This is a genomic window from Listeria innocua, from assembly GCF_028596125.1.
GTDB lineage: Bacteria > Bacillota > Bacilli > Lactobacillales > Listeriaceae > Listeria > Listeria innocua.
Genome location: NZ_CP117229.1, coordinates 2,592,479 through 2,608,422, shown reverse-complemented (window position 1 = coordinate 2,608,422; position 15,944 = coordinate 2,592,479). Strand labels below are relative to the sequence as shown.

The window sequence follows — 15,944 nt, the reverse complement described above, 5'->3', positions numbered from 1 at the left end:
TATAATCTTCTACTTGTACCATTTGTCGACACTCCTTTCTTCTACGTTTCGAATAGCAGAGAAGGAAAGTGGGACAGTGCCCTCAGAATTTTTAATGTAAATGGTGTTGTTCTCCACGCCTGAAATACGACCAATAATATCATTTTCAGGAGCGGATTCTGGGTTTAATGGCTTTTTCTGGATAACAAGCGTAGACTGATGTGTCATCGCGCTAGCTAGCACGCTTTCGATAAATTCTGTAGTCATAGCTTCTTTCCATACTAAAGTTGGTTCAGCGTCTTGCATTGCTTCTGTATGCTCGCTTAATAAAAAACCGCCCCATTTCTTCATGCCGCGATCTTGGTAGCTCATATGATGACACCTCCAATATTTTCAAATAATTAGCTGTTACTTAAATATATTATACGAACAAACGTTCTTGTTTACAATGTGTAAATGTCCTCATTTATGCTAGCAAAACGGGAATAAATTACTATTTGTGAACTATTAATAAAGTGGACATAAAAAAAGACCAAGCCTATAAAATTAGACTTGGTCGTTATTATTATTTTAAGCGTGGCTATCTTCGTATGCTGTGATTTGCCCAACACGATTTGCGTGTCTGCCGCCTTCATACGCTGTTTCTAACCAAATTTTGACAATATCTTCTGCTAGTCCCGGACCTATGACTCTCGCTCCAAGTGCAAGGACATTTGTATCATTATGTTCGCGCGTTGCATGGGCGCTAAATGTATCGCCAACAAGTGCGCAACGAATACCTTTTACTTTATTGGCTGCGATACTCATACCAATACCTGTGCCACAAACTAAAATCCCGCGGTCGACTTCATTATTCACGACTTTTTCGCTGACCGTAATCGCGAGCCCCGGGTAATCCACTGATTCTGGTGCTTCGGGTCCGAATTCTTCATAACTAATTCCAACGCTTTCAAGATAAGAAATAATACTTTTTCGTAACTCAATTCCGCCATGGTCTGAAGCAATGGCAACTTTACTAACTGTCATTTTTTCTCCTCCTGCCGTATAATCAATACCTTCATTATACATGAATTAAAGTTTTTCGACAGTCTTTCTGTTACGCCATGGTTTTGCATGAACAATAATTACGTCGCAAGGTGCATGAGCGGCCGTATATTCAGAAACACTACCAAGAATAAATTGCTCTGTTGCTGAAAGTCCAGTTGCACCAACTAAAATTAAATCGGGTTCAAAATTTCGCGTTATTTTTTTATTGAAGGTAGTTTTTGGTGTGCCAAAGTGAACAAAAGTTTCTACATGCGTGACACCAGCTTTTTCGGCCTCTTTTTTGTACATTTCAACTAATTCTTCTCCGTATGCTTTGGCTTTTTTTGCATAGGTTTGTTCATAATCAATTAGTGGTGCAATTCGGCGTACATCGGCAACAAAACCAATACCAAGCGTGGCACCATCCATTTTGGCAAATTGAACAGCTCGTCTTAGTGCGGCTTCCGCTTCGTTTGATCCATCAACACCAACAAGAATCCGTTTGTAAGCAGACATTTTGTATCACCCTCTCAAAAGTTTTTCCCTTATTTACTTAATACCCGTAAATAAAAGAAAGAAGCATGATTGAAGATAAAAATTTGTGGTACTATGAGAAAAAGGAGGTTTCTTTATGGCAAAGCTTGCGAGTTTTTATCCAATTGTAGCTACACCAAAACGTGACGGCTATAAAGAATATCTACCAAGTGCGAGGCTTACGGGGTATATTCGTTGTTTTTGGGAGGCCGATGATAAGAATTTCCCGGGAAATAATTTAGTAGTACCTGATTTATGTAATGCAACAAAATGTCGCATATATACAATGAAAAACGAACATGCTTTGTTAAAATAACAATATGGAGGGCTTACAATGATTAATGAATTTGCTTGGGTACGGGAGGAAATCAGTGGTCTTAAAGGAGTCCAGTATTCTTTTAAAGAAGAATGGGGAGCGGAGCGCTATCATGTTTTGGATCAGCTAATGGCAATGCGTGGAACGAATAAAGAAGGACAGCCCATTTTAACCTTGAAGTGCGATGCCGAAAAAAGTGAGCAACTTCGCGCAGAAAATCCAGCCATCGTTCCCGGTTATTACATGAATAAACGAGTTTGGATTTCTGTTTTATTGGAAGAAGAACGAGATAAAGACTTGATTCGCGCATTAATTCAGCATGCGTACTCAGAAGCGAAGAATAAGTTGCCAAAATATAAACAAGCGGAACTTTTTGACTAATTTAGTTAAGAAGTTCTTATTTCTGTTATAATGAAATTGATTGTGAAAAAGAAAACAAAAAGGGGATGAAAAGATGGACATTAATATGTTTATTCTATATTTCTTTATTTATTCTGTTTTAGGGTGGGCTTGGGAAGAAGTTTTTTGCTCGATTTCAGAGAAGAAGTTAGTGTATCGTGGTTTTCTTTATGGACCATATTGTCCCATTTACGGGTTTGGGGTAACGACTGTTTTAATGATGATTTTACCATTTCAAAACAATTTATGGGCTTTATTCATTTTTTCGATGATTATTTGTACAGTGATTGAATACATAACCGCAACGATTTTGGAAGCAATGTTCCATACAACGTGGTGGGATTATCATAATTGGCCGCTCAATGTAAAAGGTCGAATTTGCTTGCCGATTTCGATTTTTTGGGGATTTGCTTGTATTATCGTTGTGCGGTTCTTGCATCCACTTGTCACCGAATTTGCGGATTGGATTTTAAGCTGGGGAGGCTGGATTATTCCTGCGCTCATCGTGGTTCTTATGCTTATTGATACGATAAAATCAGTCACAAGCATGCTATCATTCCAAAAAGCACTTGCCGAATTTAATGAAAAACTAACTGCCCAAGCAAATGAACTAAAAGCAAGCGTAAAAGAACGTGCGAAAGAATTTGAAGAAGGACTTTTGAAAAAACAAGAAAATGTCGATATGAAAATTGCTGAAATGGAAGCAAAAAGAAAACAAGACAAAGAACTTGCTGCTAGTATGCGTAAACTTAAATTTAATGAGCGAAGAATGCTAAAATCTTTCCCTAAAATGAAAGTGAAACGCGCAGCACCATTTAAAAACTTCAATAAAAGTATTCTCAGAGTCGATAAACAAAAAAGAAAATAAAGCTATGGATTATGACGCAAATGGTAAAATTTATCATTTGCGTCTTTTTTTTGTGCTATTTTTTACGAAACGTATAGAAAGAATAGACCATCTTTTGTATGATTAAGAAGAAAGAGCTCCTCGCAAAACTCCATTACTTGATTCTCATTTTTGTTTCAAAGCAGATTTCGCACGTCATAAAAAAGTTTGCCAAATAGATGATAGGGCAAGCTTTGAAGGCAATAATTAATCATTTATAAATAGCGGGCTTGTTAAAAAAGTCACAAGTAAAGCCCAATGATGTACATTCTTTCCGCAAGTTATTGGGATGAAAGCGTGTACATTTTTATTAGAATTAGATTTATAATTAAAACGAACAGGAGGGAACGACATGTATTTGGATGAGAGAAGTAATTCACTTTTAAAAGAACTTTTACGACATCCTGACACATCGAGTACAAACTTACAAGCCAAATTCGGTTTAACTCGAAGACAAGTCGACTATAGTTTCCAAAAAATTAACAACTGGCTAGAAGAACAGACTTACCCGAAGATTCATCGTGCCGCAAATGGTCGATTTATCGTAGAACCTGACCTGTTTCAAATCATTGGTGAGGAAGATGGCGAAAAAACAGATTGGTACATCCCATCAGAAAAGGAACGCGCCAGTCTAATCATCCTCATGCTAACAACAGGAAGTGAAGAGTTATCCCTTAATCACTTTATAAGCGAGCTGGAGGTGAGCAAGAACACCGTATTACGAGACTTGAAGCTGGTACAAAAGACACTTGAAAAATTCAACCTCGAAGTTAAATATTCGCGGATGCGTGGCTATTTAATTGACGGGGATGAATGGAATCAGCGGACAGCACTCATTTATGCGGCAGAACACATCATAGAAAGTTTTGGCGGCGAAGAGTATTTACAGGATTTTATGCAAGTGGACGAAGCGAGAATTAAAGAGCTTCGGGAAAAATTGGAACAAGTCGAGCATCATCTGAATTTGCATTTTATTGACAATAAAATGCAAATACTGCCTTACATTTTAGAAGCTGTTTTTCGGCGGATGAAGAAAGGGCAAACAATTACGACATCTTTCCTGATTGACTACAATGAATTGTCAGATACTCGGGAATACGGAGCAGCAGAGATTTTTATTGAAGAAGAGCCGAATATGCCAGAAGCAGAGCGAATGTACATCACATTACAACTTTTAACTTCCAATGTACTTCCGAAACAATATTTAAAATCGGAGGAAACGCACAAGTTAAGGCTGGCACTGGAACAAGTTCTAAGTGAATTTGAGAAAAAGGCTTGTATTCAACTAGTAGACAAAGAATCGTTACTTGAAAAATTATTTGCACATATTAAACCTGCGTATTATCGGATTAAGTATCATCTTACAACAGATTACAGCATTTTAGACAAGATTGATCAAGAATTCCAAGCCGTGCATTACATCGTGAAAGAGTCGTTAGCACCATTAGAACGTTTTATTGGTAGCAAAGTTCCTGAAAATGAAAGTATATTTATTACCCTTTTCATTGGAGGACATTTAATCGAATCCACGGAGAAATTACAAACGAGACTTAAAGCAGTCGTGGTTTGTCCGAACGGATTGTCGATTTCGAGATTGATGGAAAAAACATTACGAAGCCTTTTCCCGGAAATATTTTTCTATCAAGCGATGTCGATTCGAGAATTTGAACAAACAAAGTTAGGTTATGACATTGTATTTTCCGCAGTGCCACTTTCGACCGATAAGAAATTTTTCCTAATTAATCAATTGATGGATGGAAAAGAGCGACTCGAGCTTAGGCGCCGGGTGATGCGGTCGGTTTACTTAGTGGATGAGGTGAATATCAGCGTCGATCAATTAATGAAAACTATTTCCAAATTTGCTGATATTAAAGATGCTGCCCGTCTTGAAAAAGTGCTAGCAGACTATTTAATGCCAGTTCCAGAAGAAAACACATCGAAACACGAAGGTAAAAGCTCACTCGCAGATTTGCTTGAAGTAACGCGAATCACACGCAAGAAATCAGTAAAAGACTGGCATGAAGCAATTTATCATGCGGCTTTACCGTTACTTTCCGCGGGAGTGGTTGAGCCAGCCTACGTGGATGAAATGAAACGGCAATATCCGGCACCGATTATGAACATCATTCTCCGTAATACGATAGCTATCCCTCATGCTGAAACGGAAAAAGGAGTAAATAGCCTCGGAATGAGCTTGCTTTATCTAGAAGAAGGCCTGCCCCTTGAAGGCGGTAAAGAGCTACATTTTATCGTTGTCATTGCAGCCGTGGATAAAAACGCTCACTTCACAGCTTTACTGCAATTGATGGAATTATCGGAGAACAAAAAAGAACTGAAAAAACTTGCGGATGCCAGAAACACAGAAGAAATGCACCAAATAATTAAAAACTTCACGGACTTGGAAACAAAAAAGACAATGTAGAGAAGTCAGAAAGAATTACAGGAGGATTTCGTAATGGATTTAGTACAATTTTTGAAAAAAGGAATGGTTTGGGTTCAATCGGATATCGAGAAACAAGAGGACCTATTCCAAATGGTCGCAGAAAGTGGAAAGTCTGAAGGGTATGTAACGGATGACTTTTTAACGAGACTAACAGACCGTGAACAAACCTTTCCAACGGGGCTAAAATTAGATGGATACGGCGTGGCATTACCGCACACGGATCCAGAATGCGTTACGGAACAATTTATCGCCGTAATCACTGTGAAAGATGGCATTCCATTCAAATTAATGGAAGATGCTGGTCAAACGGTTGAAGCGAATTTGATTTTCGTACTCGGACTAAATGAACCTCACAGCCAGCTCGCGGTACTTCAGCAATTGATGGGGACGATTCAGGATAAAGACAATGTAGCCGCATTACTCAGAGCGAAAGATGAAGACGAAGTAAAACAAATTTTAGAAACAATTACCGTTTAAAAAAACAGGAAAATTAGCCGCGGGAAATCGCAGCAATTAATTAGGAGGAATTTATCATGGGACAATTTAAAATTTTGGTAGCTTGTGGAGCAGGAATTGCAACATCAACAGTAGTAACGGACAGAGTAGAACGTTTGGTAAAAGAAAACAATGTGGATGCAGAGGTAAAACAAATTAAAATCTCAGAAGCAGCATCCATGCAAGACGGAGCAGATTTAATCGTATCAACAACTATTTTACCAACAACTTACAAAATCCCAGCTATTATTGCAACTTCTTATATCACTGGTATGGGTATGGAAGAATTAGACGAAGAAATACTTGCGCACCTTAAATAAAGGCTGCGCAAGGGAGTTTAACATTTATCATTAAACAGAGAAAAAAGGAGGAAATATTAAATGGATACACTTCTGTCAGGAGTACAGTATGTTTTAAACTTGGGGCCTACAGTTATTTTGCCTATTATGATTTTCTTTATTGCATTAATTTTCCGAGTACCAGCAAAGAAAGCGCTTCGTTCAGCGATTACGATTGGTATCGGGTTTGTAGGTATTAACCTTGTTATTAGTTTACTATCTAATAACTTAGGTCCGGCAGCGCAACAAATGGTTGAGCGTTTTGGACTGAATTTAACAATTATTGATGCAGGTTGGCCAGCAGCAGCCGCGGCTTCATGGGCTTCTCCAGTTGCAGCGATTCTAATTCCAATCTGTTTGGTAGTCAACTTAGCACTTATTTTCTTCAAAGTTACGAAAACACTTGATATTGATATTTGGAACTACTGGCACTTTATCGCAGCAGGTGCGACTGGTTATATCGTAACTGGTGGTAACTGGTGGTTCGCGATTCTTTGTGCGATTATCTATGAAGTTGCTGTTCTTTGGATGGCAGACAGAACACAACCTATGGTAGAAGAATTTTACGGCTTAAAAGGGATCTCCTTACCAACAGGTTCTACAGCAGCATTCGGTTTCATCGGTATTCCGGTTGGTTGGCTAATCGCTAAAATCCCTGGTATTAAAAACATCCACGTTGACCCAGAAACTATCCAAAAACGTTTCGGTATTTTCGGGGAACCAATGATGATGGGTCTTATTCTAGGTATTGCAATCGGTATTCTTGCAGGCTATGACGTTGGGGCAGTTGCACAACTTGGTATGTCCATGGGTGCGGTAATGTTCTTAATGCCTCGTATGGTTAAAATTTTAATGGAAGGTTTAATTCCAATTTCAGAATCCGCTCGTGATTTCATGAAATCTCGTTTCAAAGGCCGCGAACTTTATATCGGGCTTGATGCAGCACTTTCAATCGGTCACCCAGCGAATATTTCTACTGGTTTAATCCTTGTTCCAATCACTCTTTTCTTAGCTGTTATCATTCCTGGTAACAAAGTACTTCCTTTTGGTGACTTGGCAACTATTCCATTCTACGTATCATTCGTAGTAGCATCTCGTAAAGGTAACATTCTTCACTCTGTTTTAGCTGGAACTGTAGTTATTGCACTAGCGCTTCTTATGGCAACTGACTTCGGTCTTGTTCATACAGAAATGATGAAAGGTGTTTACGAATTCCCTAAAGGAGCAACACAAGTTAGTACACTTGATATGGGTGGTAACTTCTTTAACTGGGCTATTCTTAAATTCTCTCAAGCTTGGGCAGCTATTTTCTAAGTTTTGTCTTAATGATATAGAAGAGGTGATAGTAACATGAGAGCAGCTGTGTTATACGAGAATAATGTAATAAAAGCAGAACAAATTGATGAAGCGACTTGTGGGAAAGATCAAGTTCGTGTTGAAGTAAAAGCAGTCGGCATCTGTGGATCGGATATTCATAAAATGCAGACTCGCTGGAAATACCCACTGCCTGCTGTAATGGGACATGAATTCGCAGGTGTAGTTACAGAAATTGGTAGCGAAGTAACAAATGTAGCTATCGGTGACCGTGTTGCAGGGATTCCGCTTGAGCCTTGTATGGAATGTAATTATTGTAAAGCAGGAGACTTCGCACTATGCGACAACTACCGGATGGTGGGATCACATTTCCACGGCGGATTTGCTGAAAATGTCGTAATGAAAGCAGACAATGTCATTTCTATCGGTGACCTTGATTTTGAAGAAGGTGCAATGATTGAACCACTTGCTGTATCAATGCACGGGGTACTTGGTATTGAACCGAGACTTGGCGATACGGTCATTGTCTTCGGGATTGGAACCATCGGAATCTTGGTTGTACAATGCTTACTTCTTGCAGGCGTGAAAGATATTATCGCCGTCGACATCAGTGATAAAAAGTTAGCAGATGCGCGGGAATTTGGTTGTAAATATACCATTAATCCTAAAAATGAAGACTTAAAAGAACGCGTTTTTGCTTATACAAATGGTCTTGGAGCTGATATCGCGCTCGAGTGTGCTGGTTCAAAAATAACGCAAGAACAATGCCTTCTTGTAACGAAGAAAAAAGGTAAAGTTGGTTACTTAGGAATCGCCTACGCAGATGTACTTTTACACGAAGAAGCTTTTGAAAATATTTTTAGACGTGAACTTACGCTTAAAGGTTTTTGGAATTCTTACTCAGCACCATTTCCAGGTGAGGAGTGGCGTACGTCGATTGAATTCGTAAAACAAGGTCGAATTAAGCTGAAACCACTAATTTCGCATCGTTATAAGCTAGAGGAAACGAAAGAAGCTTTTGATATGATTCTTTCCAGAGAGCATGATTATAACAAAGTGATGATATTGCCGCAGAAAGGTGACGATTAATTTGAAAGCAGTAGTAAAAACAAACCCCGGATATGATCAAATGGAGCTAAGAGATGTAGAAGAACCACAAGTCTATGGCGACAAAGTAAAAATCAAAGTAGCTTTTACTGGTATTTGCGGATCAGACATCCATACGTTTAAAGGTGAATACAAAAATCCAACAACTCCCGTTACACTGGGACATGAATTTTCTGGTGTCGTTGTAGAAGTTGGGCCAGATGTAACGAGTATCAAAGTGGGAGACCGCGTCACAAGTGAAACGACTTTTGAAACTTGTGGAGAATGTATTTATTGTAAGGAACGTGATTACAATTTATGTAGCAATCGTCGTGGTATTGGTACGCAAGCAAATGGTAGTTTTGCAGAATTTGTTTTATCTCGCGAGGAAAGTTGTCACGTGCTTGATGAACGTATATCGCTCGAAGCAGCAGCACTAACAGAACCACTTGCATGTTGTGTGCATTCGGCGCTTGAAAAAACAACGATTCGTCCAGATGACACAGTACTTGTTTTCGGACCAGGTCCAATTGGTTTGTTACTAGCTCAAGTTGTGAAAGCGCAAGGGGCAACGGTGATTATGGCAGGGATTACCAAAGATAGCGACCGCTTACGTCTAGCAAAAGAACTTGGAATGGACCGGATTGTCGATACTTTAAAAGAAGACTTGGCTGAAGTTGTGCTCGGCATGACAGATGGTTACGGAGCTGAACGCGTATTTGATTGTTCCGGCGCAGTACCAGCAGTGAACCAAGGATTACCTCTAACGAAGAAAAAAGGCGATTTTATTCAAGTAGGACTTTTTGCCGAAAAGAAAAATGCGATTGATGAAGAATCCATTATCCAACGTGAAATTGCTTATATTGGTAGCCGTTCGCAAAAACCATCTTCATGGATTTTAGCGCTCGACTTACTTGCTAATGGCAAAATCAATACGGATAAAATGATTACCAAAGTATACGGCTTAGATGACTGGCGCGAGGCTTTCGAGGCAGTTATGGCAGGAAATGAAATTAAAGTATTAGTGAAATCTTAATAATGGAGGATGGGCTGTATGAAAAAACATCAAAAAAAGGATAACCGTGCAAACGAATCCAAAGCTTCTCGGGCTCAGATGTTTACAGTAGTCATCCTTAGAAATGAGCCGAGAACATATTCGCGTATGTTCTCGGTTCCATTTCATTATAAGACGTTAAAAGAAAAAAATCTATTAATGAAGGTGAAATTAAATGAAATTAACAATTGGTTGCGACCACGGCGGACGTAGACTAAAAGATGCCATTGTGAAACATTTACGTGAAAAAGATATTGAAGTTGTTGATATTGGAACATATACAGACGAAAGTGTCGATTTTCCGTCTTATGCGGAAGAGGTCGCGAATCAAGTAGTAAGCGGACAAGCTGATCTTGGGATTTTGTGCTGTGGAACTGGAATTGGTATGAGTATTGCTGCGAATAAAGTCGATGGAATCCGTGCAGCAGTTGTTTCTGATACTTTTTCCGCGCGTGCCACTCGTGAACATAATAATAGCAATGTTCTCTGCCTAGGCGAACGTGTTATCGGCGAAGGATTAGCACTTTTACTTGTGGATACTTGGCTTGAGGCATCATTTGCAGGAGATCGCCATAAACGCCGCTTGGATAAAATTACTGAACTTGAAAGAAAGTGAGGATGAACATGAGGAAAATAGCCGCTTCAATTATGTGTGCAGACCAACTACATTTAGGTGAAGAGCTCCGGCGCCTCGAATCTGCTGGTGTGGAACTACTACACTGCGATGTGATGGATGGTATATATGTGAATAATCTAGCACTAGGTCCAGAATATTTGGAAATAGTACGAAATAACACAGAAATCCCCTTAGACATACATTTGGCTACGATTACCCCACTTAAATATATTGACATGTATGCCACTGCGAAACCTGAATATATCTCGTTTCATGTGGAAGTAGCAGAAGATGTGTCAGAAGTAATCCAGAAAATCCGTTCTTACAATATTAAACCATCGATCGCGATAAATCCGGAAACCCCTATTGAAGCCATTTATCCGTATTTAGATGAGGTCGAAATGGTGTTAATGATGACGGTAAATCCAGGTTTTGCAGGGCAAAAATTCCAAACAGATGTATTACCAAAACTGCATGATTTAAAAGCAAAACTAGCTGGGAAAGTCCATGCGCCGCTCATTGAAGTAGACGGCAATATTAATAAAGAAACAGTAGGCTTGATGCGAGATTGTTTACCAGATATTTATGTACTAGGCACATCCGCGTTATTTCATGACCGAGATAAAACGAGTTATGCAGAAAGACTAGTACACATTTGGTCAGACGCAGAAAAGTATGTGTAATAAAGCACAAACAATTTGAGGGAGATGACAGTTTTGAAAAAAACATTAGATAGACAAGCTGTGGACACGATTCGTTCGTTATCCATTGATATGATTGAGAAAGCAAACTCAGGGCACCCAGGAATGCCGATGGGAGCAGCTCCAATGGCGTATATGCTATTTGCAAAACATTTAGTATTCAACCCAGCCAACCCAGAATGGTTTAACCGCGATCGCTTTGTTTTATCAGCAGGACACGGGTCCGCACTACTTTATAGTATGCTTCATTTATTTGGTTATGATGTAAAAATGGAGGACTTAAAACAGTTCCGTCAATTAGATAGTTTGACACCAGGACACCCTGAATTTGGATGGACTGCGGGAGTTGATGCAACGAGTGGCCCGCTTGGACAAGGGATTGGTATGGCGGCTGGAATGGCGCTTGCAGAGTCTCATTTGGCGGCGGAGTATAACCAACCTAATTATCCAATTGTCGACCATTACACATATGCGATTTGCGGTGACGGTGACTTGATGGAAGGTGTGGCATCAGAAACAGCCTCACTTGCAGGGCATTTAGGACTTGGAAAATTAATCGTATTGTACGATTCCAATGATATTTGTTTAGATGGCGATTTAAGTGCAACGTTCAGTGAAAATGCAGCAGATCGTTTCCGTGCATACGGCTGGCAAGTTTTACGCGTAGAAGATGGCAATAATTTAGCGGCAATTCAAGAAAAAATTGTTCAAGCAAAATTAGAAACATCAAAACCAACGCTAATCGAAGTGAAAACAGTCATCGGTTACGGCGCGCCAACAAAAGCAGGAAGCTCTGCAAGTCACGGTGCTCCGCTCGGTGAAAAAGAAGCGAATGGTGCGAAAGAACATTATGAATGGGCAGAAGAACCTTTCACAGTACCAGCTGAAGTTCGTGATTATTTAAGAAATTACAAAGCACGCGGGGAAAAACTAGAGGGCGCTTGGAACACAATGCTCGCTAATTACAAAAAAGAATTCCCAGAACTTGCAAGTCAATTAGACCGCGTGTTAGCGGGAGAAGTAGCTGCCGATTGGAACGCTAATTTGCCAACTTTTGAAGCGGGCACAAATGTTGCAACACGCTCTGCTTCTGGAAAAATGATTAACGCAATTGCAGCCGAATTACCGGAACTGTTCGGGGGATCCGCTGACTTAGGTTGCTCGAACAAAACATTTATTGATGCGAGCCCAGCATACAGCATTCAAGACCCAGCTGGTAAAAATATCTGGTTCGGTGTGCGCGAATTTGCGATGGGAGCAATGTTAAACGGAATGGCGCTTCATAGCGGTTTACGAGTATTTGGCTCCACTTTCTTCGTCTTCTCAGACTATGTGCGTCCAGCAATGCGGATGGCTGCTTTAATGCAACTCCCAGTAACGTATGTATTCACGCATGACAGTATCGCTGTAGGTGAAGACGGCCCGACACATGAACCAATCGAACAACTAGCCTCGCTCCGTGCCATGCCAGGCCTAACAGTTATCCGCCCAGCCGATGCCAAAGAAACTCGCGCTGCTTGGGAAATTGCTGCAACTAACACGCACGGTCCAATCGCACTTGTACTATCACGCCAAGACTTACCAGTACTTGAAAATGCACAAGAAGAAGTAGATGCAGGTGTAGATAAAGGTGCTTATATCGTAGCACCAGCAAATAGTTCCAAACCAGACGCTATCATTATCGCAACAGGATCCGAAGTGTCCCTTGCAATTGAAGCGAAAGCCGAACTTGCGAAAAAAGATATCGACGTTTCCGTTGTTAGTTTATCCAGCTGGGAACGCTTTGAAAAAACAACCGATGCTTATAAAGAAAGCATTTTACCAAAAGAAGTCACAGCGAGATTTGCGATTGAAGCTGGAGCAACATTCGGTTGGAAAGAATTTATTGGGTCAGAAGGCGATATGTTAGGAATCAATCACTTCGGCGCATCTGCCCCTGCGAAAGATTTGTTTAACGCTTATGGCTTCACGCCAGAAAATGTGGCGAATCGTGTAGAAGCTATGATTGCGAAAGCGGGTGTGCGCGTATGACATTCGTAGCGCCATCTTTACTTGCAGCTGATTATATGAATATGGCAAACTCCATTAAAGAAGCAGAACAGGCCGGAGCTGACTACCTTCATATCGATGTCATGGATGGACATTTTGTGCCGAACCTGACGTTTGGAATTGATATGGTCGAACAAATTGGCAAAACGGCGACTATCCCACTTGATGTCCACTTAATGCTCTCAAACCCAGAAAACTACATTGAAAAATTTGCAGCAGCTGGGGCGCACATTATTTCCGTGCATATCGAAGCCGCACCGCACATCCACCGCGTCATTCAACAAATTAAAGCAGCGGGATGTAAAGCGGGAGTCGTGCTTAATCCGGGAACTCCGGCGAGCGTGCTGGATGCTATTTTGGGCGACGTAGATTTAGTTTTACAAATGACAGTAAATCCTGGATTTGGCGGACAATCATTCATTGATTCAACGATTGAAAACATGCGCTATCTGGATAATTGGCGCCGAGAAAATAACGGCAGCTATGTGATCGAAGTAGACGGTGGCGTAAATGCCGAAACCGTAGAAAAATGTAAACAAGCCGGCGTAGATGTCCTCGTTGCCGGATCGTACTTCTTTGGAGCAACAGATAAAGTAGCTTGTATTAAAGGATTAAAAAAATAAAACATGAAAAAACTAGGTTGCCTAAAAAGCGCCTAGTTTTTTTCTATTATATGGAAGCTATTTTTTAATTGATACATCCCCCGCACTAGCTTATACTTAAATAAATACGACAACGAAAAGGAAGAGATATATGACACAACTAGCATTTCGAAACGGGACAGAAAAGGACACGAAGTTAATTCTTCGTTTTATTACCGAACTTGCAATTCATGAAGGCATTGAAAAAGATGTAGTAGCAACCGAATCCGGCCTACACAAAGCCCTTTTTCAAGAAAAGTCAGCCGAAGTAATTATCGCTGAATACCAAGGTGAGCCAGTTGGTTTCGCACTCTTTTTCCATAATTTTTCCACATTACTTGGCAAAAAAGGCTTATACTTAGAAGACCTTTACATCATTCCAGAAATGCGCGGAAAGGGCTTTGGGACACAATTTTTCAGCTATTTATCCAAACTTGCCCTAGCACGTGATTGCGGTAGATTTGAGTGGTGGTGCCTAAATGAAAACAAATCAGGCATGGATTTTTACGAAAAAATTGGCGCAGAAAAAATGTCAGAATGGACCGTACATAGGCTCTCTAAAGCCGAAATGGAAAAACTAAGCAACCTATGAAAGGATGAGATTTAAATGAAATGGGATAAACTATTAAATGACAAACGCCGCCGCGAATCCGGTGTCACTCGCTCGAAAAACACCGACGTACGTAGCGCTTTTGAAAACGACTTTCAACGCATCGTTATGAGTGCGTCATTTCGCCGTTTACAAGATAAAACCCAAGTATTCCCACTAGAAAAAAGTGATTTTGTGCGGACACGACTAACCCATTCAATGGAAGTAAGTACAATTGCAAAATCAATGGGAAACATGGTTACACACACGATTCAAGAAGAAAAATTAGACAAAGATTTTACAAAAGATCATGCGGACAAAATCCCGGAAATCCTTGCTTGTGCAGGACTTTTACACGATATGGGGAATCCGCCGTTCGGTCATTTTGGCGAAGAAAGTATCCGTGAGTGGTTCCGCGACAATTTAGCAACCATCACTTACAAAAATAAAAGCCTAGCAGAAATCTTAACACCGCAAATGAAAGAAGACTTTTACTACTTTGAAGGTAATGCGCAAGTGCTCCGCGTAGTTTCCAAACTGCATTATCTTTTCGACCAATACGGCTTAAACCTAACATTTGCCACTTTAAACGCGGTCATCAAATACCCAGTTTCTTCCTTAAAAGTAAATAAAAAACAAATCAAAAGCAAAAAACTAGGCTATTTTTACGCGGATGAATCACTTTTTAATGAAATAACAACAGCAACAGAAGCGCTTGATAACCGTCATCCGCTAACCTACTTACTTGAAGTAGCAGACGACATCGCGTACCTAAATGCCGACCTAGAAGACGGCGTGAAAAAAGGCATCGTCAACATCACGCAAATCTTAAAAGGTTTTGAAGAAGTAGAAGAGCATAATAAAGTAACTGCCGCGTGCTACAACGAACTCAAGAAAAAAAGCGAGCGCTACGAAGGACAAGAAGAAAGTTTCATCGTACAACAATGGCTAGCATCGAACGTCCGCGGCCAATTAATCAATCGCTCACTCGAAGTGTTTTACGAAAACTACGACGCAATCATGGCAGGCACATTCAACGATTCGCTCATTGATGCTTCGAGCGCCGAACAACTCGTACAAATTTTACAAAGCCTATCATTCACGTATATTTACCAAGACAAAGGTATCGTTGAATCCGAAATCGCCGGCAACGAAATCATCTCCAAATTGCTTGAAACGTTTATTCCAGCAGTTATCTACTATGATAGCGAAACCCCAGAACGCCAAACAGCCAAAGATAAACGCCTACTAACCTTGATTTCCGACAACTACCTAGGCTGCTACCGCAAAAACGCAGAAGGCGAAAGCGAAACAATGAAACTTTACTTGCGATTACTTCTCGTAACAGACTTCATTTGCGGCATGACCGACAGCTACGCGAAAGATTTATATCAACGTTTGAATGGACTAAGCTAATTAACTAAATTTCAAGTAACACCTTGACATCTAAACCTCAAGGTGTTACTATATTCAAGGTG

Annotated in this window: 18 protein-coding genes and 1 pseudogene; 16 read left to right on the top strand and 3 right to left on the bottom strand. The window is 40.3% G+C overall.

Going from position 1 to position 15,944, the window contains the following annotated elements:
* Window positions 1-9: 9 nt before the first annotated feature.
* The 3 genes from PQQ29_RS13600 to PQQ29_RS13590 all read right to left on the bottom strand — a co-directional run bounded on the left by PQQ29_RS13600 (window position 10) and on the right by PQQ29_RS13590 (window position 1,521).
* Entirely contained in the window at window positions 10-351 is a 342-nt protein-coding gene (locus PQQ29_RS13600; protein ID WP_003772882.1) for a hypothetical protein, read from the bottom strand.
* Window positions 352-549: 198 nt separating this feature from the next.
* Window positions 550-1,005 (bottom strand): ribose 5-phosphate isomerase B, encoded by a 456-nt coding sequence (rpiB, locus tag PQQ29_RS13595; protein WP_010991390.1) that lies wholly within the window; start codon window positions 1,003-1,005, stop codon window positions 550-552.
* Window positions 1,006-1,050: 45 nt separating this feature from the next.
* Window positions 1,051-1,521 carry a universal stress protein gene (locus tag PQQ29_RS13590; protein WP_003739880.1) on the bottom strand — a complete coding sequence of 157 codons (471 nt, stop codon included), beginning with the start codon at window positions 1,519-1,521 and terminating at the stop codon, window positions 1,051-1,053.
* A gap of 115 nt (window positions 1,522-1,636) precedes the next feature.
* Between PQQ29_RS13590 and PQQ29_RS13585 the strand changes: the two are divergent.
* The 16 genes and pseudogenes from PQQ29_RS13585 to PQQ29_RS13510 form a co-directional block, all read left to right on the top strand.
* Window positions 1,637-1,798: pseudogene (locus PQQ29_RS13585) on the top strand (AraC family transcriptional regulator); the annotation flags it as partial.
* A 75-nt stretch (window positions 1,799-1,873) separates the two neighbouring features.
* Window positions 1,874-2,236: an MmcQ/YjbR family DNA-binding protein gene (locus PQQ29_RS13580; protein WP_003764215.1), complete on the top strand. Its 363-nt coding sequence runs from the start codon at window positions 1,874-1,876 to the stop codon at window positions 2,234-2,236.
* A 73-nt stretch (window positions 2,237-2,309) separates the two neighbouring features.
* Entirely contained in the window at window positions 2,310-3,122 is an 813-nt protein-coding gene (locus PQQ29_RS13575; protein ID WP_185501227.1) for a putative ABC transporter permease, read from the top strand.
* Window positions 3,123-3,492: 370 nt separating this feature from the next.
* Window positions 3,493-5,562 carry a BglG family transcription antiterminator gene (locus PQQ29_RS13570; protein ID WP_033533579.1) on the top strand — a complete coding sequence of 690 codons (2,070 nt, stop codon included), beginning with the start codon at window positions 3,493-3,495 and terminating at the stop codon, window positions 5,560-5,562.
* A gap of 33 nt (window positions 5,563-5,595) precedes the next feature.
* The gene (locus tag PQQ29_RS13565) at window positions 5,596-6,060 is read left to right on the top strand and encodes a PTS sugar transporter subunit IIA (RefSeq protein WP_003724974.1); all 465 of its coding nucleotides are present in this window, start codon (window positions 5,596-5,598) and stop codon (window positions 6,058-6,060) included.
* Window positions 6,061-6,116: 56 nt separating this feature from the next.
* Window positions 6,117-6,398 (top strand): PTS sugar transporter subunit IIB, encoded by a 282-nt coding sequence (locus PQQ29_RS13560; protein ID WP_003722023.1) that lies wholly within the window; start codon window positions 6,117-6,119, stop codon window positions 6,396-6,398.
* Between the two features lie 60 nt (window positions 6,399-6,458).
* On the top strand, window positions 6,459-7,730 hold the full coding sequence (locus PQQ29_RS13555; RefSeq protein ID WP_003739874.1) for a PTS galactitol transporter subunit IIC: 1,272 nt from the start codon (window positions 6,459-6,461) through the stop codon (window positions 7,728-7,730).
* Between the two features lie 36 nt (window positions 7,731-7,766).
* Entirely contained in the window at window positions 7,767-8,819 is a 1,053-nt protein-coding gene (locus tag PQQ29_RS13550; protein ID WP_003739873.1) for a galactitol-1-phosphate 5-dehydrogenase, read from the top strand.
* 1 nt (window position 8,820) lies between these two features.
* Window positions 8,821-9,852: a zinc-binding dehydrogenase gene (locus tag PQQ29_RS13545; RefSeq protein ID WP_045553821.1), complete on the top strand. Its 1,032-nt coding sequence runs from the start codon at window positions 8,821-8,823 to the stop codon at window positions 9,850-9,852.
* Between the two features lie 18 nt (window positions 9,853-9,870).
* Window positions 9,871-10,083 (top strand): hypothetical protein, encoded by a 213-nt coding sequence (locus tag PQQ29_RS13540; protein ID WP_233450834.1) that lies wholly within the window; start codon window positions 9,871-9,873, stop codon window positions 10,081-10,083.
* Window positions 10,046-10,486 carry a ribose 5-phosphate isomerase B gene (gene rpiB, locus PQQ29_RS13535; RefSeq protein ID WP_003764201.1) on the top strand — a complete coding sequence of 147 codons (441 nt, stop codon included), beginning with the start codon at window positions 10,046-10,048 and terminating at the stop codon, window positions 10,484-10,486. Before PQQ29_RS13540 ends, rpiB (PQQ29_RS13535) begins: the two co-directional genes overlap by 38 nt.
* Window positions 10,487-10,494: 8 nt before the next feature.
* The gene (locus tag PQQ29_RS13530) at window positions 10,495-11,169 is read left to right on the top strand and encodes a ribulose-phosphate 3-epimerase (protein ID WP_187983828.1); all 675 of its coding nucleotides are present in this window, start codon (window positions 10,495-10,497) and stop codon (window positions 11,167-11,169) included.
* A gap of 33 nt (window positions 11,170-11,202) precedes the next feature.
* Entirely contained in the window at window positions 11,203-13,218 is a 2,016-nt protein-coding gene (gene tkt / locus PQQ29_RS13525; RefSeq protein WP_185325253.1) for a transketolase, read from the top strand.
* On the top strand, window positions 13,215-13,859 hold the full coding sequence (gene rpe / locus PQQ29_RS13520; RefSeq protein ID WP_187983829.1) for a ribulose-phosphate 3-epimerase: 645 nt from the start codon (window positions 13,215-13,217) through the stop codon (window positions 13,857-13,859). The genes tkt and rpe overlap by 4 nt, the downstream gene beginning before the upstream one ends.
* A gap of 130 nt (window positions 13,860-13,989) precedes the next feature.
* The gene (locus PQQ29_RS13515) at window positions 13,990-14,469 is read left to right on the top strand and encodes a GNAT family N-acetyltransferase (RefSeq protein ID WP_070752313.1); all 480 of its coding nucleotides are present in this window, start codon (window positions 13,990-13,992) and stop codon (window positions 14,467-14,469) included.
* A 15-nt stretch (window positions 14,470-14,484) separates the two neighbouring features.
* Window positions 14,485-15,882: a deoxyguanosinetriphosphate triphosphohydrolase gene (locus tag PQQ29_RS13510; RefSeq protein ID WP_070214590.1), complete on the top strand. Its 1,398-nt coding sequence runs from the start codon at window positions 14,485-14,487 to the stop codon at window positions 15,880-15,882.
* Window positions 15,883-15,944: the final 62 nt, after the last annotated feature.